The sequence below is a fragment of the Dactylosporangium darangshiense genome (assembly GCF_039537565.1).
Taxonomy (GTDB): Bacteria; Actinomycetota; Actinomycetes; order Mycobacteriales; family Micromonosporaceae; genus Dactylosporangium; species Dactylosporangium darangshiense.
In genome coordinates this window covers 201,723-225,586 of record NZ_BAABAT010000016.1, presented here as the reverse complement: position 1 = coordinate 225,586, position 23,864 = coordinate 201,723, and the positions used below count along the sequence as shown (strand labels likewise).

The window sequence follows — 23,864 nt, the reverse complement described above, 5'->3', positions numbered from 1 at the left end:
AGAAGTTCTGGGTGGCGTTGCCGGCCATCCAGCCCGCATCGACGGTGATGTCACCGTGGATCTGCACATCCTGCGGGTTCTGCCCCAGACCGTTGATCGACGTGTAGAACCCGATCTGCGCGTTCAGGCCACTGTAGGAGCCGGGCTTGAACAGGAACTGGTAGCGCTCCGTACCGAACTGGTTCTGCTCCTGCTGCGTGAAGATCTGGTCCAGCTTCGCCTGAATCGTCGCCGACGACTGCGACGGATCGAACACGATCACGTTCGCACCCAGGTCACCACCACCGGGCAGATCCGGGCCGGACGGGCTCGTGCTGGGGGAGGCCGAGGCCGACGGTGACGGCGACGGGTCGGTGCCGGGTCCACTGTAGACGGAGAACTCGAACAGCGAGTAGCCGTACTGCGTGGCGCGGGTCGTGCCGAACATCCTGATGTACCGGCCGGATCCGCTGACCGCCAAGGTCTCCGTGCCGCCGGGGCCGGTCGTGGTCGAGTAGATCGGGGTCCAGCCGGTCCCGTCGGCGGAGACCTCGATGCTGTAGGCCTTGGCGTACGAGCGCTGCCAGGTCAGGACCACCGAGCAGATCTGCGTGGTGGCGCCGAGGTCGATCTGGATCCACTGTGGATCGACGCCGTGCGCGCTGGACCAGCGCGTGGTGGCGGAGCCGTCGACGGCCTTGGCCGGCGACAGGCTCGCCGACTCGACCGACGACGAGGTCGCGGGCCGGTTCAGCGCGACGTTCGTGGTGCCGCAGCCGGTGGCGGCGTTCGCCTGCGGCGTGAGCGCGACCAGTGCGTATGCGCCCAGCGCGGCGAGGACGGCGGCCGCGGCGAGCAGCGGCCGGAGCCGCCGGCGGTTGAGCAGAAGGGGTGTTCGCATGGCATCTCCCGAGTCGTGATGGCATGCGCCAGCGCCGCCCGTGGGGGCGGTGTGCCGCGGCGTTGGATCGGCAAAGGCTGGCGGGCCTGGCGATTGACACGACGGTAGGGCGGCGCGAACGGGCGTGGCAATCGCTTGCCAAAACTTGCCAACTCGATCTCTGTCGGGCGAACACGGCGACGGCCGGCGGCGAGATCGCCGCCGGCCGTCCTGTCGTGCGGGGTTCAGCGCAGTGCGCGGCGCGCCCGGAGCATCTCGGCGACGGACCAGGCCTGGAACGGGCAGCCGGTGCCGGCGTGCGGCGCATCGCCGTCCGCCGTCTCCGACACCGAGCCCAGGCCCCACTCGGCCAGGTGCAGCTCGAGGCCGTCGAGCAGCCCCGCGGTGTCGGCGCCGACGCGCACGCAGGCGTCGGCGAACGGGCCGATCAGCCACGGCCACACGGTGCCCTGGTGGTAGGCGTGGTCGCGGGCGGCCGGGTCGCCGCGGTGCGAGCCCCGGTAGCCGGGCTCGCCGGGCGCGAGCGAGCGCAGCCCGACCGAGGTGAGCAGCGCCGCGCGGCACGCCTCGACCGGCTCGGGGTCGGCGACCGGCCCGTGCGGCAGCGAGACGGCGAGCAGCTGGTTGGGGCGCATCGCCGGGTCGTCGCCGCCGGGCCCGTCCACGACGTCGTAGAGCCCCGCGCCGCCCGGCCGCACGAAGCGGCGCCGGAACGAGGCGGTCGCGCGCTCGGCGGCGGCCGACCAGTCGTTGCGCCGCCGGATGCGCTCGAACAGCCCGGCCGTGACCGCGAGGCCATTGATCCACAGGGCGTTGATCTCCACCGCCTTGCCCTGCCGCTCGGCGACCGGCTGGCCGCCGACGCGCGCGTCCATCCAGGTGAGCGCGAAGCCGGGCTTGCCCTGCGTGAGCAGCCCGTCGGCCGGGTCGGCGGCGATGCCGTAGCGGGTGCCGTCGCGGTGGCGGGTCAGGATCTCGTCCATCGGCCCGGCGAGGGTGGCGACGGTGTCGACGTCGCCGGTCGCCTCGGCGTAGCGGCCGATCGCGTGCAGGAACCACAGCGCGGCGTCCGCGGTGTTGTACTCCAGGCTGCCGGTGTCCGCGGTGTTGGCGAGCATGCCCTCCGACACCGTCGCGCCCGCCCGCAGCAGTACCTCGCGGGCCTCGTCGGTGCGGCCGGTCGACAGCAGCAGGCCCTCGAACGACGTCATGAGGTCGCGGGACCACTCGCCGAACCACGGGTACCCGGCCACCGCCGACGGGCCGGTCGGGGTGTCGACGACGAACTGGTCGGCGGCGATCACGAGCTGCCGCCCGACGGCGTCGGAGGCGCCGGCCTGCCGTGCGAGCCGGCGGGCCCGCTTGCGCGCCTGCGTGACCAGGCCGGCGGCGGAGGGCAGCGCGCCGTCGAACGGCAACGCGGCCGCGACGACCTCGGCCTTGCCGCCGGGCGCGACCTCCGCCGTGAAGTGGCCGGCCGCCCACAGGTCCTCGGTCGGGTTGAGCCCGCGGGCCGCCTCCTCGCGGGCGTAGACGCCGCGGTACCAGTCGCCGCCGGGCCGCCAGTCCGGGCCGGCGACGCGGTAGGCGTGCTCGAACTCGAAGCCGCCGGCGACCGGGGTCACCTCCGGCTCGCCGAAGGCGGTCCGCTCGCCGTGCGCGTCCCGCCAGGTGCACAGCGGGGTCAGCTCGAGCGTGACCGGCCGCGGCGCGCGCAGCACGCGGAACACGACGCCGACAACCGGCCGCCCGTGCGCCATCGCGATCTCGCGCTGCAGCACGACGTCGCCGAGGTCCCAGCGCCAGGAGGGCACGCCGTTGTCGAGCTCGAACTGCGCCAGGTGCACGTGGCCGGCCGGGTCGACGGTGCCGCCGGCCCACTCGTCGGTGGCGAGGCGGAACACCCGCTCGCCGACGCGCACCACCGGGTTGAGCGCGGCCAGGCCGAGCCGGCGCGAGCCGCCGCCGGGCGCGGCGATCACGAGCAGGCCGTGGTAGCGGCGGGTGCGCAGGCCCGACACCGTGCCCATGGCGTAGCCGCCGAGGCCGTCGGTGACGAGCCACTCCCGAGCCGACGCGGCGCCGAGGTCGCCGCAGACCTGCCGCCCGAACGCGATCACCGGTGGGTCTCCCATCGGCCGGTGCGCCGGCCCTCTAACCGGGCGCTCGGCCGGGCCACGAGCTCGGCGAGCAGGCCGGTCCAGCCGGTCTGGTGCGTCGCGCCGAGCCCAGCGCCGTTGTCGGCGTGGAAGTACTCGAAGAACAGCAGGTTGTCCCGCCAGTGCGGGTTGTGCTGGAGCTTGTCGACCCAGCCGAAGGCCGGTCGGCGGCCGTCCTCTCCGCGGCGGTACAGCGAGAGCATGCGCTGGCGCAGGTCCTCGGCTATCTCACCGGCGCTGTGCTTCTCACCCGACCCGGTCGGGTACTCCATCTTCACGCCGTCGCCGAGGTGGGCGTCGTAGTCCTCGAGCGTGCGCAGCACGAGGTAGTTCAGCGGCACCCACATCGGCCCGCGCCAGTTGGAGTTGCCGCCGAACATCCCGGTCGTGGACTCGGCCGGCTCGTAGCCGACGGTCGCGGTCCAGCCGGGCAGCTCGACCGTGAACGGATGCTCGGCGTGCCAGCGCGACAGGGCGCGCAGCCCGTACGGCGACAGGAAGCTGTTCTCGTCGAACAGGTGCGGCAGGATCCGCCGCACGCGGCCGTTCGCGGCCACCCCGACGCCGACGTAGCGGTCGCCCTCGGTCGTGGTCACCACGTGGTGGTCGGGGATGTCGGCAAAGCTCTTGCACAGCCGGCGCACCCGATGGAAGTCGTCCTCGCGCAGCGCCTTGGTGGCGAACAGCGGGATGATGCCGACCATCGAGCGCACCCGCAGCGGCACGCCGGCGCCGTCGGGCGTGCGCAGCATGTCGTAGTAGAACCCGTCGTCCTCGTTCCACAGGTCCTTGGCCCGCATCGCCTCGGAGATCTGCGCGAAGTGCTCGAGGAACTTGATGACGAGGTCGTCCAGCGCCGGGTTGTGCTCGGAAAGTTCCCGTGCCATCTCGAGGAGGTTCAGGCAGTAGAAGGCCATCCACGCCGTCGCGTCGGACTGCTCGAGGGTGTAGCCGGGCGGCAGGTGGGAGCGGTCGATCGGCCCGATGTTGTCCAGGCCGAGGAAGCCGCCCTCGAAGAGGTTGTTGCCGTCGGCGTCCTCGCGGTTGACCCACCAGGTGAAGTTCAGCACGAGCTTGGAGAAGACGCGGGTGAGGAAGGCGATGTCGCGCCGGCCGTCGATGTCGTACACCTGCAGCGCCGCCCACGCCTGTACCGGCGGGTTGAGGTCCTCGAACGCCCACTCGTAGGCGGGTATCGCGCCGTTGGGGTGCTGGAACCACTCCCGGCACAGCAGGATCAGCTGGTACTTGGCGAAGGCCGGGTCGAGGTGCGCGAGCGCGACCGCGTGGAACGCCGAGTCCCAGGCGGCGAACCACGGGTACTCCCACGGGTCCGGCATCGACATGATGTCGGAGGCGTCCAGGTGCCGCCAGCCGGCGTTGCGCCCGGCCTGCCGCCCGGGCGGCGGTGGCGGCTGCTCCGGGTCGCCGACGAGCCAGCGGTCCACGTCGTAGTGGTAGAACTGCTTGCCCCAGATCATGCCGGCGAAGCCCTGCCGCATGATCATCGCGTCCTCGGCGCTCGTGCCGGCCGGCGCCAGGTCGGCATAGAAGGCGTCGGCCTCCGCTCGCCGCTCGTCGAGCACCTGCTCGAACCCGGGCCCGAACGCGTCCCGGCGCACCTCGGGCGCCAGGCGCAGCGACAGCTCGACCGTCTCGCCGGCCGGGACCTCCAGGGCGTACCAGAACGCCGCCTTCGTGCCCTCGCGCGCCGGGTTGACGGTCGCCGCGCCGTGCACGACGTGGTCGTTGATCCCGTCCTTCGGAAACGGCGTGGTGGACGGTGAGCCGAAGAGCCGTTCGGCGTTGGTCTCGTTCTCGCAGTACACCTGCGTCGGAAGCTCGCCGTCCGGCCCCGGCGCGGCCTGCAGCACCAGCCGCCCGATCCCGTCGTGCTCCACCCCGATGGCGTCCTCACCCGCCGGGGCGAGACGCGGCCTGGCGCTGCCCTGCTCCCAGGACCAGGTGTTGCGGAACCACATCGTGGGCAGCATGTGCAGGGTCGCCGCCTCCGGCCCGGCGTTGGTCACCCGCAGCCGCACCCGCACGTCGTTCGGGTCGGCCTTGGCGTAGTCGGCCTCGACGATCCAGAACCGGTCGTCGTCGAACACGCCGGTGTCGAGCAGCTCGAACTCGGGCTCCTCCCGCCCGCGGCGGCGGTTCTCGCTGACCAGCCGCTCGTAGGGGAACGCCCGCTGGGGGTAGTGGTAGCGCCACCGCATCCACGAGTGCGACGGCGTGGCGTCGAGGTACCACCAGTACTCCTTGGCGTCCTCGCCGTGGTTGCCCTCGTTCCCGGTGAGCCCGAAGATGCGCTCCTTGAGGATCGGGTCCTGCCCGTTCCACATCGTCAGGGCGAAGCAGAGCCGCTGCCCCGCGTCGCTGATACCGCCGAGGCCGTCCTCGCTCCACCGGTAGGCGCGGGAGCGTGCGTGGTCGTGGGGGAACGCCTCCCACGCCGTCCCGCCGCCGCTGTAGTCTTCACGGACCGTGCCCCAGGCCCGCTCGCTGAGGTAGGGCCCCCACAGGTACCAGGGGCTGGCCTCGATGAGCCCGTCCTCCGGGCGGCCGAAGGAGGCCACCCGCTCCCGCTCCGGATTGGTCATGTCGCCCATGGTGAACATTCGGGGTACGTCTCAGCGTCACCCGCGTCGCGTGACCGCCTAGCGGGGCCGCCGCCCGTGCAGGAGGAGGAACGCGCGGCGCAGGACGGCGACGGGACCCGGCCACTCCACGGCCGGCGCGCGCCAGCTCTCGGCCGACGGCCACCGGCCCGTCAACCGGCGCTCGAGCAGGCCGACGACGAGCATCAGCGCGGCCGGGACGGCTCGGTCGTGCTGCACGACGAGCGGCGCATCCGCGTCGACGCCTTCCCGATCTCGATCGACTTCGAGGCGACCCAGCGCGTCGCGGCGCAACCCCGCACGCGCCGGCGGGCCGCCGAGATCCGTGCCGGCCTCGGCGGGCCCCGCCGCATGCTGCTCGGCGTCGACCGGCTCGACTACACCAAGGGCATCGAGCAGCGCCTGGAGGCCTACGGCCGGCTGCTCGCCGACGGCGACCTGCGCGCCGACGACACCGTGTTCGTGCAGGTCGCCACGCCCAGCCGGCAGCGCCTCGCGCAGTACGCGAGCCTGCGCGACCGGGTCGAGCGGCTCACCGGCCGGCTCAACGGCGCCTACAGCGGCGTCGGGCACAACGTGGTGCACTACACCAGCCGCCAGTACTCCTTCGACGAGCTGGTCGCGCTGTTCGCCGCGGCCGACGTGATGGTGACGACGCCGCTCAGCGACGGCATGAACCTCGTCGCCAAGGAGTACGTCGGCAGCCGGGTCGACAACCGCGGCGCCCTGGTGCTCAGCGAGTTCGCCGGCGCCTCCGCCGAGCTCGACCAGGCCCTGCTCGTCAACCCCAACGACGCCGAGGAGCTGCGGGGCGCCATGCTGCTCGCCGCCGGCATGCGCCCGGACGAGCAACGACGGCGGATGGAGATCATGCGCGGACACCTGCAGCGCCACGACGTGCGCGCCTGGGTGCGGTCCTTCCTCGACGCACTGCGCATGTCGGCCTAACGTCCTACCGGCGCTGCGGCTCGCGCCTCACCCGGTCGGGTTATGGCAGTCCACGGTGAACGACCGGCGCGGCGACTGGGCGCGGCTGGGTGTCGTGGTCTGGACCCAGAAGTCCACGACCCGGTGCGGGTGGGCCGGGTCCAGCTTGACGTCCCGTACGCTCGTCATGCCCGTCTGCCCGTCCTGCAGGAACCACCTCGCCGAGGTCGACGTCCCGTCGCTGGACGCGATGGTGACCGACGCCTCCTGGTACGTCCTGGGGCTGACCTGCACCGTCCAGGTCACGTGGACGTGGACGGGGCTCTCGGAGCAGGAGCCGGTGAAGGAGCTCTCGCCCAGCGTCAGCGTCACCGCGGTCACCGTCGCCGCCGGGGGTGCGGCCGCCTTGGTCGTCGGGGGCGTCGCCGGCCTCGTCGTCGCGGGCGGCCGCGCCGGAGCGGTCGTGGTCGCGGCGGCCGGTGCCGCGCTCGTGGCGGACGGCTCCGCCTGCGACGGCTCGAGCGTCGGGGACCCGGGCGGCTCCACGCCGGCGGAAGGCGCAGGGCCCGACGCGGTCGCAGTCTTCCTGCCGTCGTCGTTGCAGGCGCCGGCGGCCAGCAGCGTTGCGACCAGGACCAATACGAGGGGCTTTCGCACGCGCCGGATCATAGCGGCCGTGCGACGCAGACGGGGCCGTCGGTGTTGCCTCGCAGGATGTGCCAGGCAGCGTCCGGGGGAAGGCTGGTATTGCGGGCGACCTCCAACACCACGTGAGGGTCGGGGTGGGTGGCCAGTTCGGCCAGGATGTCCGGTGGTGTCGCCGGGTTGGTCGCCAGCGGCACGGTGCTCGCCGGATGCCGATAACAGATCCTGAGCGCCGCCGGTGGGGCCGCCTCGTGCCAGGCGACCTCCGTCACGGCCTCCCGGGGACTCTGCGGATCCCGGGCGATGGCGAGCAGGACGTCGGGCGGACAGCATGGATGGCCGGCCAGCGACGTGAACACCCGGGGGCCGTGCCGGGCGGCGAATGCCCGGATCTGGTCGGCCGTGACATCAATGCTGAGCAGTGCAAACTTCGCGACGGCAGGATCTGGGTCGTCCAGCAGCGTCGCCCGTACGTCCAGCGGCAGTTGGTGGCTCCCGGCTGCGATCAGTCGGACCGCGGGACTTGGATCAGTGGCCAGTGCCAGCAGTTCGTCACGGTCCTTCCGAAACATGATCCGGTGTGGAGTTCCGGTGACACGGTTGTGCTCCAGCACCAGGTGTATGGGGGTCGCCGCGTTGTCCAGTACGTTCCTGCGCCAGCGGCCGGCGTCCTGTTCGTAGAGTCGGTGGAGCAGGCCGACCGGCGTCGCCGAGTTTGACGCGACCATGCCGGTGATCTGTGGCTCGTTCAACGCCACGAGCTTGGCATAGGTGGCCGCGGGCAGATCTCGCCGGTGCGCCACCGCGAGAGCCATCGCCGGGTCGAGTTCGGTGATGAACGGCAGGATCGCCTCGACAGGGGTTGCGTGGTTGCCCGCGGCGGCCAGGCGTAGGTCGCGCAGCGCGGTGGCCAGGTCGGTGCTGTGCGGGCACGGCTCCAGCGCGGACAGCCCGCCGGTGGACATCAGCTCGGCAAGGAGCTGGGCCGGCGCGTGGGGCCTGCCGGCGAGTGCTACGCGGACGCATGCTTCGGTCCGCTGGTACAGGCGCCGAGCCAATAGCTCCGGCAGGTCGTACAGTTCGGTTGCGCGGGCGGCGACCGCGCAGTCGTCATCGCCGGCCAGCAACTCCGCGATGTCGGCCCGATCCCGCTTCATGATGGACGCTCCCAAGGCCAGCCGAACCTGCGCGTCGGGCCACGACGCGAGCAGTGGCAGCCAGTCGGCGGATGCGTCGGCACGGTCGATCCCGGCGAGCAACGCCCATGGATCATCGCGGGAAACCTGACCGGCCGGGAGGTTTCCTGACTCGATCAGCGCCAGCTGGACTGCGCGGTGCCCGCGTGCGCTGAGCGCTGTGAGCTGGGCAGATGAGAGGCGCTGTTCGAGTGCGAGCTCTTGCAGTACCTCCGGGTCTGCCGTCGCGATGAGGACGTCGATGTGCTCGGCAAGGAGTGCGGGGTTGGCCGCGAGGGCGAGCAGGATCTCCTGCCGCTCCGAGCGAACGTCGCATGCATCGGTGTTGAGCCCAGCCACTGGGGTCTGCACCTCATGAGTATCGACGCACTGCGCGCATGCTGACAAAGCGACCTGAGTTGGCTACGCTGACGCCGATCGATTAGGAAAGCTGTCTAACAGTTGATCCTGAGGGAGGCCGGCGATGCGGCGGATGCGGCGGATGTTCGCGGTGGTGCTGCTCGTCGTGGGGGCGTGCGTGGCGGCCGGGGCGGAGCCGGCCGCCGCGGGCGTCGCGAACCAGGGCACCTACTCCGACGTCGTGCCGGCGCCCGTCTCGGCGCGGGCCGACCGCGGGGCCTTCACGATCGGCCGGCACACCACGATCTCGGCCGGGCCCGGCGCGAGCGGGGTCGCCGACCAGCTCGCCGGCGTGCTGCGCAAGGCCACCGGCTACCCCCTGCCGGTCGTGCGGGCCGGCGGTCACGGTGGCGACACCATCGCACTGGCGCTCGCCGGCCGCGGCGACGGCACCCTGCGTAGCCGCGAGGGGTACCGGCTGGACGTGACGCCGCACGGGGTGAGCCTCACCGCCGACCGCGCCGCGGGACTGTTCGCCGGTGTGCAGACCCTGCGCCAGCTGCTGCCGGTCGCGCCCGGACGCGGGAGGGTGTGGACCGTGCCGGCGGGGCACGTGACCGACTACCCGCGCTTCGAGCACCGCGGCGCGATGCTCGACGTCGCGCGGCACTTCTTCTCCGTGGCGCAGGTCGAGCGGTACATCGACCAGCTCGCGCAGTACAAGATCAATACCTTCCACCTGCACCTGGCCGACGACCAGGGCTGGCGCATCGAGATCCGCAGCTGGCCGCGGCTGGCGACCTACGGCGGCAGCACCGCAGTCGACGGCGACCGCGGCGGCTACTACACGCAGGCGCAGTACCGCGAGATCGTCGCCTACGCCGCACAGCGCTACATCACCGTCATACCCGAGATCGACATGCCGGGGCACGTCAACGCCGCCCTCGCCTCCTACGCCGAGCTCAACTGCGACGGCGTCGCGCCGCCGCTCTACACCGGCACCGATGTCGGCTTCAGCTCGCTGTGCGTCGGCAAGGAGATCACGTACAAGTTCCTGGATGACGTCATCGGCGAGCTCGCCGCCATCACCCCGGGGCGCTACCTGCACATCGGCGGCGACGAGGCGCAGGCCACCAGCAGCGCCGACTACGTGGCGTTCATGAACCGTGTCCAGGGCATCGTCGCCGCGCACGGCAAGAGCGTGCTCGCCTGGCACCAGGTCGTCGAGGCCGCGACCCTGCCCTCGACCGTCGCGCAGTACTGGGACACCACGAACGACAACCCGGACGTGGCCGCCGCCGCCAGCCGTGGGACCGGGCTTGTGCTGTCGCCGGCCAACCTCGCCTACCTCGACATGAAGTACACCGACGCCACCCCGCTGGGCCAGGACTGGGCCGCGCTGATCGAGGTGCGCGACGCCTACGGCTGGGATCCGGGCTCCTACCTGCTCGGCGCGCCGGCCGCCGCGGTGCGCGGCGTCGAGGCTCCACTGTGGACCGAGACGATCCGCACCTCGGCCGACATCGAGTACATGGCCTTCCCGCGGCTGCCGGCCATCGCCGAGCTCGGCTGGTCGCCCGCCGCCACCCACGACTGGGACGCGTTCAGCCGCCGCCTCGGCGCGCAGGGGCCGCGCTGGACCGCCGCCGGGATCAACTTCTACCGCTCGCCGCAGGTGCCCTGGCGCTGACCATGTATTGACAGACGGCCATACAGGGGTGACCCTGTTGAGCCAGGAGAGCGCTTTCTGCTCGGGAAACCAACCCTCGAGCAGGGAGAGCCATGCACCCCAACCCGCGCCGCCTACCGATACTCGTCCTCGTCGCCGCGCTGCTGGCCGGCGTCCTCGTGGCCGGCTGGTCCGGCCCGGCACACGCCGCCGGGACCCTGCTGTCCCGCGGTCGGCCGGCCGTCGCCTCGTCGCTGGAGAACGCGGGCACGCCCGCGTCCGCCGCCGTCGACGGCAACGGCGGCACCCGCTGGTCGAGCGCCTTCGGCGACCCGCAGTGGCTGCGCGTCGACCTCGGCGCGCCGGCCGACCTCAGCCAGGTCGTGCTGACCTGGCAGAACTCCTATGCCACCGCCTTCTCCATCCAGGTCTCCGACGACGCCGCCACGTGGGCCACCGTGTACTCCACGACGACCGGCGCCGGCGGCACCCAGACCCTGACCGTGCACGGCACCGGCCGGTTCGTGCGGATGTACGGCACCGCCCGGCACACCCAGTTCGGCTACTCCCTGTGGGAGTTCGCCGTCTACGGCACCTACGCGCGCACCGGCTGCGCCGCCGCCGACAACGCCCGCGGCCGCCCGGCGACGGCCTCCTCGACCGAGGGCGCCGCGACGCCGGCGTCGGCGGCCGTGGACGGCAACCCGGGCACTCGATGGTCGAGCGCGTTCAGCGATCCACAGTGGATCCAGGTCGACCTCGGTGTCACCCGGCGGCTGTGCCTGATCGTGCTCAACTGGCAGAACTCCTACGCCTCCGCGTTCTCGATCCAGACCTCCGCCACCGGTACCGGGGGATGGACCACGGTCTACTCGACGACCACGGGCCCGGGCGGGCTGCAGGTGCTGCCCGTCGGCGGGACCGGCCGCTACGTGCGGGTGCTCGGCACCGCCCGGCACACGCAGTACGGGTACTCGCTGTGGGACTTCGAGGTGTACGCCGCCGCCGACGCGCCGATCCTCGGCGCCTTCGAGGCGGAGAGCCTCGACGGCTACGGCAACAACCCGGGCGCCGCGAACCGCGGCCAGGCCGGCACCGTCTACCGGCGCGTCGGCGCCGCCCGCTACGCCGACGGTAAGAGCCGGCCCGTGTCGGGGCCGAACGCCCGCGCCGTGTCCAACCGGATCTTCAACGACACCAACGTCAACGTGTTCTCCGAGCGCGGGGTCACCCAGTGGGGCAACGTGTGGGGCCAGTTCATCGACCACACGATCGGCCTGCGCGACGAGGACGGCGAGGCGGCCGACATCCCGTTCGACCCGGCTGACCCCCTCGAATCGTTCACCGACGACCTCGGCGTGATTCCCTTCAGCCGTACCGCGGCCGCGCCCGGCACCGGCGTCACGAACGCCCGCCAGCAGGTCAACACCGTCAGCTCGTACATCGACGCCTGGGCCGTATACGGCGGCACCCAGCAGCGCCTCGACTGGCTGCGCGACGGCCCCGCCCTGTTCCTGCCCGGCGGCTACCTGCCCCGCGCCGACAGCCGCGGCAACGCCGGCACCGCACCGGCCATGCAGGTCGACGGGCGGCTGCTCGCCGTGCCCGGCCGCGCGGTCGTGGCCGGCGACGTGCGTGCCAACGAGAACATCGCGCTGACCGCCGTGCAGACCCTCTTCGCCCGCGAGCACAACCGGATCGTGTCCCTGCTGCCCGCGACAATGTCCGCACAGGACAAGTTCGCGATCGCCCGCGCCGTGGTCATCGCCGAGCAGCAGTACGTCACCTACAACGAGTTCCTGCCGGCGATGGGCGTCGCATTGCCGGCCTACGCCGGGTACAACGCGGGCGTCGACGCCTCCGTGTCCAACGAGTTCGCCACTGTCGGCTACCGCGCGCACAGCCAGATCCACGGCGAGATCGAGGTCGAGGCCGACGCCGGGCGGTACAGCGCGGCGACGCTCGACGCGCTGCGGGCACAGGGCGCCGAGATCGCGGCCGGCGCCGGCGAGGTCACCGTCGCGATCCCGCTGAACGTCGCCTTCTTCAACCCCGACCTCGTGCCGATGCTGCAGCTCGGGCCGCTGCTGGAGGCGATCGGGAGCGAGTCGGAGTACCGCAACGACGAGCTCATCGACAACCAGCTGCGCAGCGTGCTGTTCCAGGTGCCGGTGAGCGGCAACCCGGAGTGCCTCGACGGGCCGGGCCTGCCGGAATGCTTCGACGGCGTCGTCGACCTCGGCGCGATCGACCTGCAGCGCGGCCGCGACCACGGCATGCCCAGCTACAACCAGCTGCGGGCGGCCTACGGGCTGCCGGCGAAGACGTCGTTCACCGCGATCACCGGCGAGGCGACCGACGCGTTCCCGGCCGACCCGCTGCTGACGCCCGGACACGAGATCGACGACCCGAACAGCCTCGACATCGTGTCGCTGTTCGACATCAACGGCAACCCGACCACCGTGGCGAACGACGACGCCACGCGGGTCGTGCGCCGCACCACCCTCGCCGCCCGGCTCAAGGCGACCTACGGCAGCGTCGACAACCTCGACGCGTTCACCGGCATGCTCGCCGAGGCGCACACGTCCGGCACGGAGCTGGGCGAGCTGCAGCGGGCGATCTGGGCGGAGCAGTTCGCCGCCCTGCGCGACGGCGACCGGTTCTTCTACGACGGCGACCCGCTGCTGCCCTACCTCCTCGACCACTACGGCATCGACTACCGCCACACCCTGGGGCAGCTGATCGCCCTCAACACGGACGTGCCCGCGGCAGAGCTCCCGGCGAGCGTGTTCCGCCTGCATTGATCGCTTTGGCAACGAATGGCAAGTCATTACGGCCTTACGCAGCGCAGTGATAGCGTCGCCCCCACGGAAAGCGCTCTCCTCGCTCCGTCGAACCGTCAAACCCTTCCGCCACAAGGGTTTTCGCGACGCTAACCCGCCAGTCATCACGAGGAGTCGGCATGAAGCAACTCCGCATGTCCGCCGCCGCCCTGCTGCTCGCCCTCGCAGCGCTCGGGCTGTCGGCCGCGCCCGCCAGCGCGGCCGACATCCCCGCCGCGCCCGAGGAGCTCGAGCTGCACGCCGGTGCGGACTCGTCCATCACCATCGAGTGGCCCGCCGTGCCCGGGGCCACCAGCTACCGCATCTACCGCGGCACCGCCTCCGGCGCCGAGGGCACGACCCCGATCGCCACGACCGACGACACGGAGTACACCGACACCGGCCTGAGCCCGACGCCGATCTACTTCTACCAGGTCACCGCCGTCAACGCGGCCGGCGAGTCGGCGCGCTCCGACGAGGACGCGTCGAAGACCCCGCCGCCGATCGGCACCGGCGGCAACGTCCCCGGCGTGCAGGTCGGCAACTCGCTCGTCTTCTACTGCAAGGACGCCCTGCGCGGCGGCTTCGACTGGTTCCAGACCCTGACCGGCTGGTTCCCGAGCGTGCTGGGCTCCTCCGGCGCCGACTCGCCGGGCGACCAGGTCGTGGACATGGCCTACGCCCAGGAGGGGACGATGACGTTCAACAACGTCGTGGTGCCCACCGCCGGGCTCTACACGGTCGACTGGCGCTACGCCTTCCAGGGCGGGCTGTTCCCCGGCGTCAACAACCGGCAGATGGGCCTGCGGGTCAACGGGCAGGTCATCACCACGACGCAGAGCTTCCCGATCACCGGCAGCTTCGACGTGTACCAGCACTCGGCGCTGCAGGTCCAGCTCCGCGCCGGGGTCAACTCCATCCAGCAGTTCGCGGTCTCCGACCACGGCCTGTCCCGCGTCGACGAGCTCATCGTCACCCCGGCGACGGCCTCCTCGCCGAGCGCCCCGGTCAACCTGCGTGCCACGCCCGGCGCCGCTTCGGTGACGCTCAACTGGACGGGCAGCGCGAGCGGCGCGCCGACGTCCTACCGGGTGTACCGCGGCACGAAATCGGACGGCGAGGTCACCACGCCGGTGGGCACGGTCTCGGGCACCACGACGACGTTCACCGACACCGGCCTGCAGAACGGCAAGCTGTACTTCTACTTCGTCGACGCCGTCAACGCCGTCGGCGGCTCGCCGAACTCCAACGAGGTGAGCGCCACTCCGGCGGCGGCGCCCACGGCCCCCGCGGCGCCGACCGGCCTCGTGGCGACGGGCGCCAACAACGCGGTCGGCCTGACGTGGAACGCGAGCGCCGGCGCGACGAGCTACAGCATTCTGCGCGGCACCACGCCCGGCGGCGAGTCGGCGACCCCGATCGCCACGTCGGCGACCAACTCCTTCACCGACACGACCGTCACCAACGGCACGACCTACTACTACAAGGTCCGCGCGGCCAACTCCGCCGGCACGTCCGCGGCCTCGGCCGAGGCACACGCGACCCCGGCGGCCACGGGCGGCGGCCTGCTGCTGTCCCAGGGCCGCCCGGCGACCGCGTCGTCGGTGGAGAACGCCGGCCTGGTCGCGGCGAACGCGGTCGACGGCGACGGCACCACCCGCTGGTCGAGCGCCTTCTCCGACCCGCAGTGGATCCAGGTCGACCTCGGCGCCTCGCACGCCGTCAACCGCGTGGTGCTGAACTGGCAGAACTCCTACGCCGCGGCGTTCCAGCTCCAGACGTCCGCCGACGGCCTCACGTGGACGACGATCTACTCGACCACGGCCGGCCCCGGCGGCGTCCAGGACCTGACCGTGTCGGGCACCGGCCGCTACGTGCGCATGTACGGCACCGCGCGGCACACGCAGTACGGCTACTCGCTCTTCGAGTTCCAGGTCTACGGCACCTGATCCGGCGCGGCGGCGGGGTCCTCGGCGGGCCCCGCCGCCGTCACACGAACGACCAGACCTGGTAGCGCACCGAGACGTCGACCATGCTCTGCTCGTCGCCGAGGTCGAGCCAGGACGGCTGCCCGCAGCCGGTGAGGGACATCCAGCCCGAGCTGCCCTCCGCGATCGGGCTGTTGTCCAAAGCGGAGCCGTCGAACGGGTTGACGAACTGGGCGCGGACCGTCGCCGGGCGGGTCGTGCGCCAGACGACCAGGAAGCGCAAGACGCCGCAGTGGTTGCTCGGCGACGGGAAGTTGGAGACGAGCCCCGGTGTCTTCCCGTCGTACAGCCGGACCATGATCGTGGTGTCCTGCGCGAGCTCCCACCCGGACAACTTGGTCGGCAGCTCCGGCAGGGCCTCCGGGTCGATGCCCGGCAGCGCGTGCACCGACGCCTGGGTGTCGTCGGCCGGCCACTGCGGCCGCGTCGCCGCGGACGTCGGCGGCGGCGCGGACGACGCGCCCCGGGCGGCGGCGTGGTCGACCGGCCCCGCGCCCCGGTCCCACGGCCGCCAGGCGACGACCCCGACGGCGACCGCGATCACGGCGACCAGCCCGGCCGCGACCGCCGCACGCCTGTTGCGGCGTCGCGAGGCGGGCGCGGCGACGGCCGGCGGTTCGGCCGGCACCGGCACTGGCGCCGCGGAGACCGGCTCCCGGCGGGACAGGGCGGCGCCCTCCGCGACGGCCAGCTCGGGCTGCTCGAGCACGACCGGCGCGGAGCCGAGGGCCGTGTGCAGCATGGTGGCCACGAGCGGGATGCGGCTCGCACCGCCGACGAGAAACAGCTCGGCGCCGCGGGGCACGGTGCGCTCGGTCAGCGCGACCGCCGCGGCCAGCAACGGCGCGGCGATGCCGTCGAACTGCTCGCGGGTCAGGTGGGTGACCGGCAGGCCGGGGACGTGCACCTCGGCCAGGGCGGCGCGGCTCAGGGTCTCCTTCGCGGCCCGGGCCTGCGCGAACAGCTCCACGCGGGTCGTCGCGTCCAGGCCGTCGAGGTCGTGCCCCGCCGGTGCGAGCAGGAATCGCGCCACGGCGGCGTCGAGGTCCGCGCCGCCGAGGTCGGCCAGGCCCTCGCTGGCCAGGACCAGCGGCCCGGCGGCGCCCTCGCCGACCACGGCCACGTCGACGGTACCGCCGCCGAAGTCGAACACGGCGAGGGGTGCCGCGCTGCGGCGCCTGCGGGCGAATGCGGCCGCGGCGGCGATCGGCTCGGGGATGAGGCCGGCGACGCGCATGCCGGCCCGCTCGGCCGCCTGCTGCAGCACGGCCCGGCGGGGGCCGCCCCACGCGGCGGGGTGGGTCAGCACGACCGGCGGCAGGTCCCCGGCGACCCGCGCCGCCTCCTGCGCGACCCGGGCGAACACGGCGGCGATGAGGTCGGCGACCGGCCATTCGCGATCGTCGAGCAGCACGGCGCCGTCGTCGATGCGCTGCTTCGGTGCCGGCTCGAGGCGCTGCGGCGCGGTGCGCCCGAGCCGGGTCGCGTCGGCGCCGGTGTACACGATGCCGGAGGGGTGGGCGAAGACGTTGGACGGCAGCAGGGGAGTGCCGTCGAACAACAGCTGGCGGAGGGGCTGGTCCGGCGCGGCGAGGACGGCGACGGTGTGCGTGGTGCCGAAGTCTACGGCGAGCGTCGTCATGCGGTGTGTACGGTGAGGAAGTCGGTCAAGGCAGGCAGAACGATCGATTTCGACACGCCGCTGAGCATAGCGACGCCGTGCTCCGTTCCGGGCACCACCACCACGCGCTTCTCCTTCGCCGGCATGACCCCGGCGAGCTGTGCGGCGACGTCGGCGCAGTGCATCGGGTCGTCCTGCGCGGCGATGAACAGCACCGGCACGGCGACCTGCGCGGCCGCCTCGGCGACCGGCCGGCCCGACCTGCCGGCGATGTAGAGCGTGTCCTCGCCGGAGAGCCACGCCAGCCCGTCCACCGCCGGGCTCACGCCGGCCGCGCCGAAGGTGGCGATGTTCGCGCCGTTGGATGCGCCGACGAGCACCACATGCGTGGCGCCGGCGCCGCGCAGCACGCCCGCGAAGTGACCGATCTCTGCGACCGGGTCGAGGCCCGGATCCCAGATCAATACCTGGTACCCCTTTGCGGCGAGCTCGCGGCCGAAGGGCAGCCACTGGCAGATGTTGCCGCCGTGCTCCGGCGTCAGGACGACGCCCCGGGCGCCGGAGCCGAGCCGGATCGCGGTCACCGTGGTGATCTCGCTCTCGCGCAGCTCGGCGGGCACGCCGTCGCCCGGTTCGACGCACCCGTCGAGCCGCGACGGGGAAGGTTTCACGGAAGGTGCGGCCGAGGGGGCTGGGTGCTCGGCGCACGCCCCGAGCAGGACGATGAGCGCCACACCGGCCGATAGCGCGGTTCGCATGCCAGGGATCGTAACCGATGTATGGCGACAGTGGTTACATCGGATTCGCGGGGCGATAATGAACGGGTGCCGACCGCCCGACGCCCCGCTCACGCCCCGAACGATCTGGACGTGCTGCGCGACTTCGTCAACGCGAGCGATCCCGGCGCCGAGCGGGTGGCGGCGTTCCGGCGGACGGTGCGCGGGCTGCTCGCCGCCAACGCCGAGCTGGGCGAGCCGGGCAGGTGGCTGGCCGATTTCAATGCGACGCTGGACTGGCTGGGTGCGGCGCCGCGGCTGCATTCCGCGCGGCGAACGGGCATCGCGGTAGTTCCGGGCGGCGAGGCCCGCGCCACGATCGGGCGGCTGGCCGCGATCGTGCTCGACGCGGTCAACGCCGGCACGTTCCCGCGCTTGAAGCTGTGCGCCAACCCGGAGTGCGGGCGGGCGTTCTACGACCACGGGCGCAACGCGGCCGGGCGCTGGTGCGACATGGCGGTGTGCGGCAACCGGGCGAAGGTGGCCGGCTACCGCAGCCGCCGCCGCACCGCCGGCGGCGACGGGCCGGCCGACCGGCCGCACTCGATCGACGAGGCCATGACCCGCATGGCCATCCGAGACCCGCGGTGAAGTGGCTGCACGCCCAGAACTACGCCAACCTCGGCATCTCCTGCCACCCGACCGCCGCGGGCCAGGCCGGCGGCTTCCACCCGGTCTTCGGCGCCGCCGCAGGCTAGTCAGTCGGCTGCGCTGACGTACACCCAGGCCCGCGCCCCCGAGGCGAGCGTCACCAGAACGCGGTGGTAGTCGTCGACCTCGTAGGTGTCGGCGGCGGCCAGGAGAAGAGCACTGGCATGACCGTGATCTTCGCAGGTCCCTATTCCGCGGGGGTGCGGTAGACGGCGAAGGTCGTCTCGCGGCGGATCCGGAAGCCCAGCGCGTGGTACAGGCGGATGGCGTTGGTGTTGGTGGCGGCGGCGTGCAGCAGGACCTGGTCGCCGCGGGAGCGGATGTTGTGCGCCACCGCGCGCACCAGCCGCGCCGCCAGGCCCTGGCCGCGATGGGCCGCGTCGGTGCACACCGCGCTGATCTCCGTCCACCCGGGCGGGTGCAGGCGCTCGCCGGCCATCGCGACCAGCCTGCCGTCGCGGCGGATCCCGAGGTACGTCCCGAGCTCGAACGTCCGCGTCCGCCACGGGCCGGGGTTGGTGCGCGCGACGAGCTCGCTCATCTCGGCGGCGTCCGCGGCGCCGAGGACCACGGCGTCCGTGTCCGGCCGGGCGTCGACGCCGTCGTCGACCATCTGCACGCCCTTGCCCTGGGTCACCGGCTCCCAGCCGGGCGGCGGGGAGACGTCGGCGCCGGTGATCGGCACTTCGACGCTGGAGCCGACGAGGGAGGCGAGGTCGCGCCAGACGTCGCCGTCGCGGTCGTCGGGCAGGCCGACGAACACCGACACGTCGGGGAGGTAGCGGCGGGCCGCGCCGTGTGCCTGCGCGAAGTGGGCGTGCGGTCCGTTCAGCGAGTGCCAGGCGGGGTTGTCGAGCACGGTGTACCGGTCAATGTCGGTCATGGTGAGCAGCCTCTAATTACTATCTAACCGATCGGGATTGACAACTTATCGCGAACGTTCCTATCTTGCCAATAGGCGGTTGCCGAGCGGAGCGCCCGCGTTGTCCACAATGGAGCCACTCGCATGAGCGAGCCCGTAGCCCTGCAGGTAGTACCGAGACCCTCGCCGACGCTCGACCCGCAGGTCGCGCTGCGCCGCGTCACGCCCCGGCTTCGCCCGTGGCGGTGGCTCGTCAGCGCGGTCGTGCTGGTGGTGCTGGCCCAGTTCGTCTGGGGCATCTTCACCAACAGCCACTACGAGTGGCACAAGTTCTGGCCGTTCTTCACGCGCGAGTCGATCCTCGACGGGGTCGTGGTGACGCTCGAGGTCGTCGGCCTGAGTGCGGTGTTCGGGCTGCTGCTCGGCGTGCTCGTCGCGCTCGGCCGGCTCTCGACCAACCCGCTCATCGGCGGCCTGGCCTGGGCGTACGTGTGGTTCTTCCGCGCGCTGCCCCTGCCGCTGCTGCTGATCATCACGTTCAACTTCTCGTACTTCTACCCCCGCCTCGGTGTCGGCATCCCCTGGGGACCGGTCTTCGCCGACGTCGAGACCGCGAGCCTCACGCCGCTGGCCATCGGAGTCATCGCGCTGAGCCTCAACGAGGCGGCGTACGCGGCCGAGGTCATCCGCGGCGGCATCCTGTCGGTCGAGCACGGCCAGATCGAGGCGGCCAACGCGCTCGGGCTGTCCAAGGCCCGGCAGCTGCGCCGGGTGGTCCTGCCGCAGGCGCTGCGCTCGATCGTCCCGGCGTACGGCAACCAGCTCATCGGCCTGGTCAAGGCCAGCTCGCTCGTGTACTACGTGTCACTGCTCGACCTGTTCGGCGCCGTGTTCGTGCTCGAGTCGCGCCACCCCGAGTCGCTCGTGCCGATCCTCATCGTCGGCGCCGCGTGGTACCTGCTGCTCACCGCCGCGCTGTCGATCCTGCAGTTCTACGTCGAGCGCTACTTCGCCCGCGGTACCGCGCACGCGCAGCCACCCACGCCGGTTCAGCGGCTGCGGCGGCTGCTGACCCCGCGAGGCGTCCGATGACTGCGGCGGCGCTGGAGATACGCAACGTGCACAAGTCCTTCGGCCCGCGCGAGGTGCTCCGCGGCGTCGACCTGACCGTCCCGGCCGGCGGCGTCGTGGCGATCCTCGGCCCGTCCGGGTCGGGCAAGTCGACGCTGCTGCGCACGATCAACCACCTCGAGCGGCCCGACCTCGGCTACGTCGCCGTGCGCGGCGAGCTCGTCGGCGTCGAGGTCCGCGGCGCCCGGCTGCACGAGCTGCCCCTGCGGGCGGTGCGGCGCCAGCGCACCCGGATCGGCTTCGTCGCGCAGAGCTTCAACCTGTTCCCCAACCTCACCGCGCAGGAGAACGTCGCCGAGCCGCTGGTGGCACACCGCCGGCTGGCCCGGCCCGGCGCGCGCGAGCGGGCGGTCGAGCTGCTGTCCCGCGTCGGCCTCGGCGACCGCGGCGACGCCTACCCGCGCCAGCTCTCCGGCGGCCAGCAGCAGCGCGTCGCCATCGCCCGCGCCCTGGCCCTCGAACCCGACCTGCTGCTCTTCGACGAGCCGACCTCCGCGCTCGACCCCGAGCTGGTCGGCGAGGTGCTCTCGGTGATCCGGCAGCTCGCCGCCACGGGCACCACCCTCGTGATCGTCACCCACGAGATCGGCTTCGCGCGCGAGGTCGCCGACACCGTGGCGTTCATCGACGGCGGCGTGATCGTCGAGCAGGGGCCGCCGTCGCTGGTGCTCGACAACCCGCAACAGCCCCGCACCCGCGAGTTCCTCTCCAAGGTGCTCTGAGTTGAAGGAGAACCATGTCCACCGCTAGACCATTCGCTTCCGCGGCCCTCGCCTTCGCCCTCGTCGCCGGCCTCGCCGCCTGCGGCGACGACGACGCCGGCAAGGCCGAGGCCGCCGCACCGGCCGGCACGGTGAGCATCGGCGCGCAGGCCAAGGGCATCGGCAAGCCCACCGAGCTGAAGGTCGACAAGCAGCAGAGCATCGCCGACGAGGTACCCGCTGCGATCAAGGCCGACGGCAAGCTCAGCATCGGCCTCGGCGCCCTGCCGACCGGCTTCCCGCCGCTGGCCTTCGTCGGCGACGACGACAAGACGGTGACCGGCGCGGAGCCCGACCTCGGCCGCCTCGTCGCCGCGGTGCTCGGCCTGAAGCCGGAGTTCAACAACGACACCTGGGACAACCTGTTCGTCGGCATCGACTCGGGCAAGAACGAGGTCGGCTTCTCCAACATCACCGACACCGAGCAGCGCAAGGAGAAGTACGACTTCGCCTCGTACCGGCAGGACAACCTGGGCTTCGCCGTGAAGGCGGGCAACAGCTGGAACTTCGACAAGAACTACCAGAACCTGGCCGGCCTGAAGGTCGCCGTCGGCGCCGGCACCAACCAGGAGAAGATCCTCGTCGCCTGGCAGGACAAGCTCAAGGCCGAGGGCAAGGCCCTGGACATCAAGTACTTCGCCGACACGCCCAGCACGTTCAAGGCCCTCGTCTCCGGCCAGATCGACGCGTACTTCGGCCCGAACCCCGGCATCGCGTTCCAGATCAGCCAGACCCAGGGCACCGCCGACGCCGTGCGCAACGCGGGCGTCTACTCCGGCGCCGGCGAGTCGCTGCAGGGCCTGATCGCGGCCACCACGAAGAAGGACAACGGCCTGGTGAAGGCGCTCGCGGACGCGATCAACTACTTGATCCAGAACGGGCAGTACAAGCAGTGGCTCGCCGCGTACAACCTCGACACCGAGGCGCTGAGCACCTCCCAGGTGAACCCGCCCGGCCTGCCGAAGTCCAACCTCTGAGCAGTGCTGTTCACTAGCTCGCTGCGCTCGCCCGGGGGAGCTCCGCTCCACCCGAACCCCTCAAGAACTGCGGCGGCGCGCCCGGCGCACGAGGAGGTGCTCAGCGCCTCGCGCGGTTGGCGGACGGGCGCGCCGGGCGGGTCAGTGCGCGGCCCGGCGGACCAGCGTGCGGGGGCGGACTCGCCGCCGCAGCCGGCGGGCCGTGCAGTGTCAGCCGTGCAGGCGGTGCAGAATCTGCCGGCAGGCCTCGGCGCACCTAAGCGTTGCCTGCGAGCAGATCCGGCAGTGCTCGTGATGGTTCGCGTGCTCGGCGCACAGTTCGGCGCTGTGCTCGCAGGCGATCACGCATGCCTCCAATTGCGCGCTGAGCAGTGCCGCGTCGCTGCCGCGGCTGATCAAGCGGCGGGTCGTCGCAACCGTGTCCGAGCAGTTCAGGTCGCGAATGATCGCGTCATGCAGCTCGCGTACGTCGTCCTCGCCGACCATCGCGGCCGCGCAGGCGGTGACGGCCTCCTCGCACTCCAGCATGGCGTCGATCGCCGCGGCCAGGCGCTCGCTGCTCACCTGGGGCCGGAAGCTCACCGAGAGGGTGTCTAGGAGTTGCCGGGTCCGGGGCATGGCGAACCTCCCGAATGCCGGGTGCTAGGACAGACCGCACCTACCACGAAACGGTCACTTCAAACCTCCCGCCGGGGGCAAACGCAGGGGGCAGGACGCAGGGCATGCGGATGTTGAGCCGGATCGGCCGGGTGCTTGCGTGGCGACCTTCGGCATCCTCGCGGCGACCGAGCCGCCGAGCCAGGCGGCGTTGGGGATGCAGCCGGTTCGGCAGCGACGTGGCCCACGCGGTGATGCCCGTTCATGCCGCCGCCATCCGCCGCCGGTGCAGCCGACGCGCCGCCGGCAGGAATTCGACGACGGCGATCGGCTGCGCGGCCGCACCCGTTGAGCGGTAGCCGTGACGCGGGCGACGGGCAGCGGCTTCCCGCCGGTGCGTGGCGAGCACTAGACTCGGCGGCCTACCGCCGTCCGCCCGGAGGTCTTCGGCGAGCCCCCGGGCCGTCCTTTGGAGGACCCGTGCGTCCCGTCTCGCCGAAGCAGCGTGCGGCATGAGCAACCGCACCCGGACCCGCCCGTCCGGCCGCGACTCTGCCCGTCGTGCGGCGCCGCCCCGCTGGATCTATCCCGCCCTCGCCGTCGCGGTGGCCGCAGGGGCGCTGCTCGGTGCGGTCACGTCCGATCCGCGCAGCGAGACCCAGAAGCGCATCGATGCGATGCAGGCCGCCGACGTCCAGCGCGACGCCGACCAGGTGGTCGCGCTGACCGACCAGGCCCGGCGCGTCCGTGACCTGCTCGGCTCGACGCTCGCCGGTCTGTACACAGCCCTGCCGCCCGGCAAGAGCCCCGGCCCGCTGGCCACACCGGGCCAGGCTGATGGCTGGAAGGCGGCCACCCGCCAGGCTGTCACTGAGTTCGCCAGCCCGCCGTCGGCCGGCACTGCCGTCAACGTCGCCCGGGGCGGGCTCTCCGCTGGGGCACGCCAGCTCGACCTCGCCGTCGACACCTACGCTGCGGCACTGAAGGCCGGCGACGACCAGCGCCCGGCGTTGCTCGCCCTGGCCTCCCGGCAGCGCGACAACGCCATCGCCAGCTGGTCGATCGGCGCGACCGAGCTGGACCTGCTCAACATCGACACCGGCCACGGCCACCAGCACGTGTTCCTGCCGAGCGCGCCCGATCAGGGTGCGATGACCGCCGACGGCGAGCGCGAGGGCACGTGAGCCGGCTGCTGGCGAGCAGCCGCACGGCGAGCGTTGTGAGCCGGCTCGCCGGGCG

General features: G+C 72.3%; 20 protein-coding genes. 10 read left to right on the top strand and 10 right to left on the bottom strand.

The window, feature by feature from the left end; translation table 11 throughout:
• The 4 genes from ABD901_RS28140 to ABD901_RS28125 all read right to left on the bottom strand — a co-directional run.
• Nucleotides 1–880, bottom strand: an 880-nt coding sequence (locus tag ABD901_RS28140; RefSeq protein WP_345130896.1) for a discoidin domain-containing protein, incomplete at its 3' end; no start/stop codon positions are given.
• A gap of 224 nt (nt 881–1,104) precedes the next feature.
• Nucleotides 1,105–3,000, bottom strand: coding sequence for an amylo-alpha-1,6-glucosidase (locus ABD901_RS28135; protein ID WP_345130894.1), 1,896 nt, complete (start codon nt 2,998–3,000; stop codon nt 1,105–1,107).
• Complete coding sequence (locus ABD901_RS28130) at nt 2,997–5,645, bottom strand: MGH1-like glycoside hydrolase domain-containing protein (protein WP_345130892.1); 2,649 nt, start codon at nt 5,643–5,645, stop codon at nt 2,997–2,999. The genes ABD901_RS28135 and ABD901_RS28130 overlap by 4 nt, the downstream gene beginning before the upstream one ends.
• 57 nt (nt 5,646–5,702) lie before the next feature.
• A complete protein-coding gene (locus ABD901_RS28125; protein WP_345130890.1) occupies nt 5,703–5,882 on the bottom strand; it encodes a hypothetical protein in 180 nt (59 codons plus the stop codon).
• Here ABD901_RS28125 and ABD901_RS28120 point away from each other — a divergent pair.
• Complete coding sequence (locus ABD901_RS28120) at nt 5,874–6,611, top strand: alpha,alpha-trehalose-phosphate synthase (UDP-forming) (RefSeq protein ID WP_345130888.1); 738 nt, start codon at nt 5,874–5,876, stop codon at nt 6,609–6,611. The genes ABD901_RS28125 and ABD901_RS28120 overlap by 9 nt on opposite strands.
• Before the next feature lie 27 nt (nt 6,612–6,638).
• On the opposite strand, the gene ABD901_RS28115 is transcribed toward ABD901_RS28120, so the two are convergent.
• Nucleotides 6,639–7,247 carry a hypothetical protein gene (locus ABD901_RS28115; RefSeq protein WP_345130887.1) on the bottom strand — a complete coding sequence of 203 codons (609 nt, stop codon included), beginning with the start codon at nt 7,245–7,247 and terminating at the stop codon, nt 6,639–6,641.
• A gap of 8 nt (nt 7,248–7,255) precedes the next feature.
• Nucleotides 7,256–8,782, bottom strand: coding sequence for a hypothetical protein (locus tag ABD901_RS28110; protein WP_345130885.1), 1,527 nt, complete (start codon nt 8,780–8,782; stop codon nt 7,256–7,258).
• Between the two features lie 112 nt (nt 8,783–8,894).
• Here ABD901_RS28110 and ABD901_RS28105 point away from each other — a divergent pair, with 112 nt between their 5' ends.
• The 3 genes from ABD901_RS28105 to ABD901_RS28095 all read left to right on the top strand — a co-directional run bounded on the left by ABD901_RS28105 (nt 8,895) and on the right by ABD901_RS28095 (nt 15,210).
• Nucleotides 8,895–10,460, top strand: coding sequence for a beta-N-acetylhexosaminidase (locus ABD901_RS28105; RefSeq protein ID WP_345130884.1), 1,566 nt, complete (start codon nt 8,895–8,897; stop codon nt 10,458–10,460).
• Between the two features lie 92 nt (nt 10,461–10,552).
• Complete coding sequence (locus tag ABD901_RS28100) at nt 10,553–13,243, top strand: peroxidase family protein (RefSeq protein WP_345130882.1); 2,691 nt, start codon at nt 10,553–10,555, stop codon at nt 13,241–13,243.
• Nucleotides 13,244–13,401: 158 nt separating this feature from the next.
• Entirely contained in the window at nt 13,402–15,210 is a 1,809-nt protein-coding gene (locus ABD901_RS28095; RefSeq protein WP_345130880.1) for a discoidin domain-containing protein, read from the top strand.
• Nucleotides 15,211–15,250: 40 nt separating this feature from the next.
• On the opposite strand, the gene ABD901_RS28090 is transcribed toward ABD901_RS28095, so the two are convergent.
• Together ABD901_RS28090 and ABD901_RS28085 are read right to left on the bottom strand one after the other, a co-directional pair.
• Entirely contained in the window at nt 15,251–16,891 is a 1,641-nt protein-coding gene (locus ABD901_RS28090; RefSeq protein ID WP_345130878.1) for an Hsp70 family protein, read from the bottom strand.
• Nucleotides 16,888–17,628, bottom strand: coding sequence for an alpha/beta fold hydrolase (locus ABD901_RS28085; protein WP_345130877.1), 741 nt, complete (start codon nt 17,626–17,628; stop codon nt 16,888–16,890). The genes ABD901_RS28090 and ABD901_RS28085 overlap by 4 nt, the downstream gene beginning before the upstream one ends.
• Nucleotides 17,629–17,694: 66 nt before the next feature.
• Here ABD901_RS28085 and ABD901_RS28080 point away from each other — a divergent pair, with 66 nt between their 5' ends.
• A complete protein-coding gene (locus ABD901_RS28080; protein ID WP_345130876.1) occupies nt 17,695–18,237 on the top strand; it encodes a CGNR zinc finger domain-containing protein in 543 nt (180 codons plus the stop codon).
• A 247-nt stretch (nt 18,238–18,484) separates the two neighbouring features.
• On the opposite strand, the gene ABD901_RS28075 is transcribed toward ABD901_RS28080, so the two are convergent.
• On the bottom strand, nt 18,485–19,180 hold the full coding sequence (locus ABD901_RS28075; protein ID WP_345130874.1) for a GNAT family N-acetyltransferase: 696 nt from the start codon (nt 19,178–19,180) through the stop codon (nt 18,485–18,487).
• 123 nt (nt 19,181–19,303) lie between these two features.
• Between ABD901_RS28075 and ABD901_RS28070 the strand changes: the two genes are divergently transcribed.
• Genes ABD901_RS28070 through ABD901_RS28060 form a run of 3 tightly spaced genes read left to right on the top strand, consistent with a single transcriptional unit; the run spans nt 19,304 to nt 22,028 of the window.
• Nucleotides 19,304–20,251: an amino acid ABC transporter permease gene (locus ABD901_RS28070; RefSeq protein ID WP_345130872.1), complete on the top strand. Its 948-nt coding sequence runs from the start codon at nt 19,304–19,306 to the stop codon at nt 20,249–20,251.
• Nucleotides 20,248–21,012, top strand: coding sequence for an amino acid ABC transporter ATP-binding protein (locus ABD901_RS28065; RefSeq protein WP_345130870.1), 765 nt, complete (start codon nt 20,248–20,250; stop codon nt 21,010–21,012). The genes ABD901_RS28070 and ABD901_RS28065 overlap by 4 nt, the downstream gene beginning before the upstream one ends.
• A 14-nt stretch (nt 21,013–21,026) precedes the next feature.
• Entirely contained in the window at nt 21,027–22,028 is a 1,002-nt protein-coding gene (locus tag ABD901_RS28060) for an ABC transporter substrate-binding protein (protein ID WP_345130868.1), read from the top strand.
• 210 nt (nt 22,029–22,238) lie between these two features.
• Here ABD901_RS28060 and ABD901_RS28055 read toward each other — a convergent pair whose 3' ends face one another.
• Nucleotides 22,239–22,592 (bottom strand): four-helix bundle copper-binding protein, encoded by a 354-nt coding sequence (locus ABD901_RS28055; RefSeq protein ID WP_345130866.1) that lies wholly within the window; start codon nt 22,590–22,592, stop codon nt 22,239–22,241.
• A 193-nt stretch (nt 22,593–22,785) separates the two neighbouring features.
• On the opposite strand from ABD901_RS28055, the gene ABD901_RS28050 reads away from it, so the two are divergent.
• Both ABD901_RS28050 and ABD901_RS28045 read left to right on the top strand, forming a co-directional pair.
• Nucleotides 22,786–22,977 (top strand): hypothetical protein, encoded by a 192-nt coding sequence (locus ABD901_RS28050; RefSeq protein ID WP_345130864.1) that lies wholly within the window; start codon nt 22,786–22,788, stop codon nt 22,975–22,977.
• Nucleotides 22,978–23,137: 160 nt separating this feature from the next.
• Nucleotides 23,138–23,809, top strand: a complete 672-nt coding sequence (locus tag ABD901_RS28045) for a hypothetical protein (RefSeq protein ID WP_345130862.1) — start codon at nt 23,138–23,140, stop codon at nt 23,807–23,809.
• Nucleotides 23,810–23,864 lie beyond the last annotated feature (55 nt).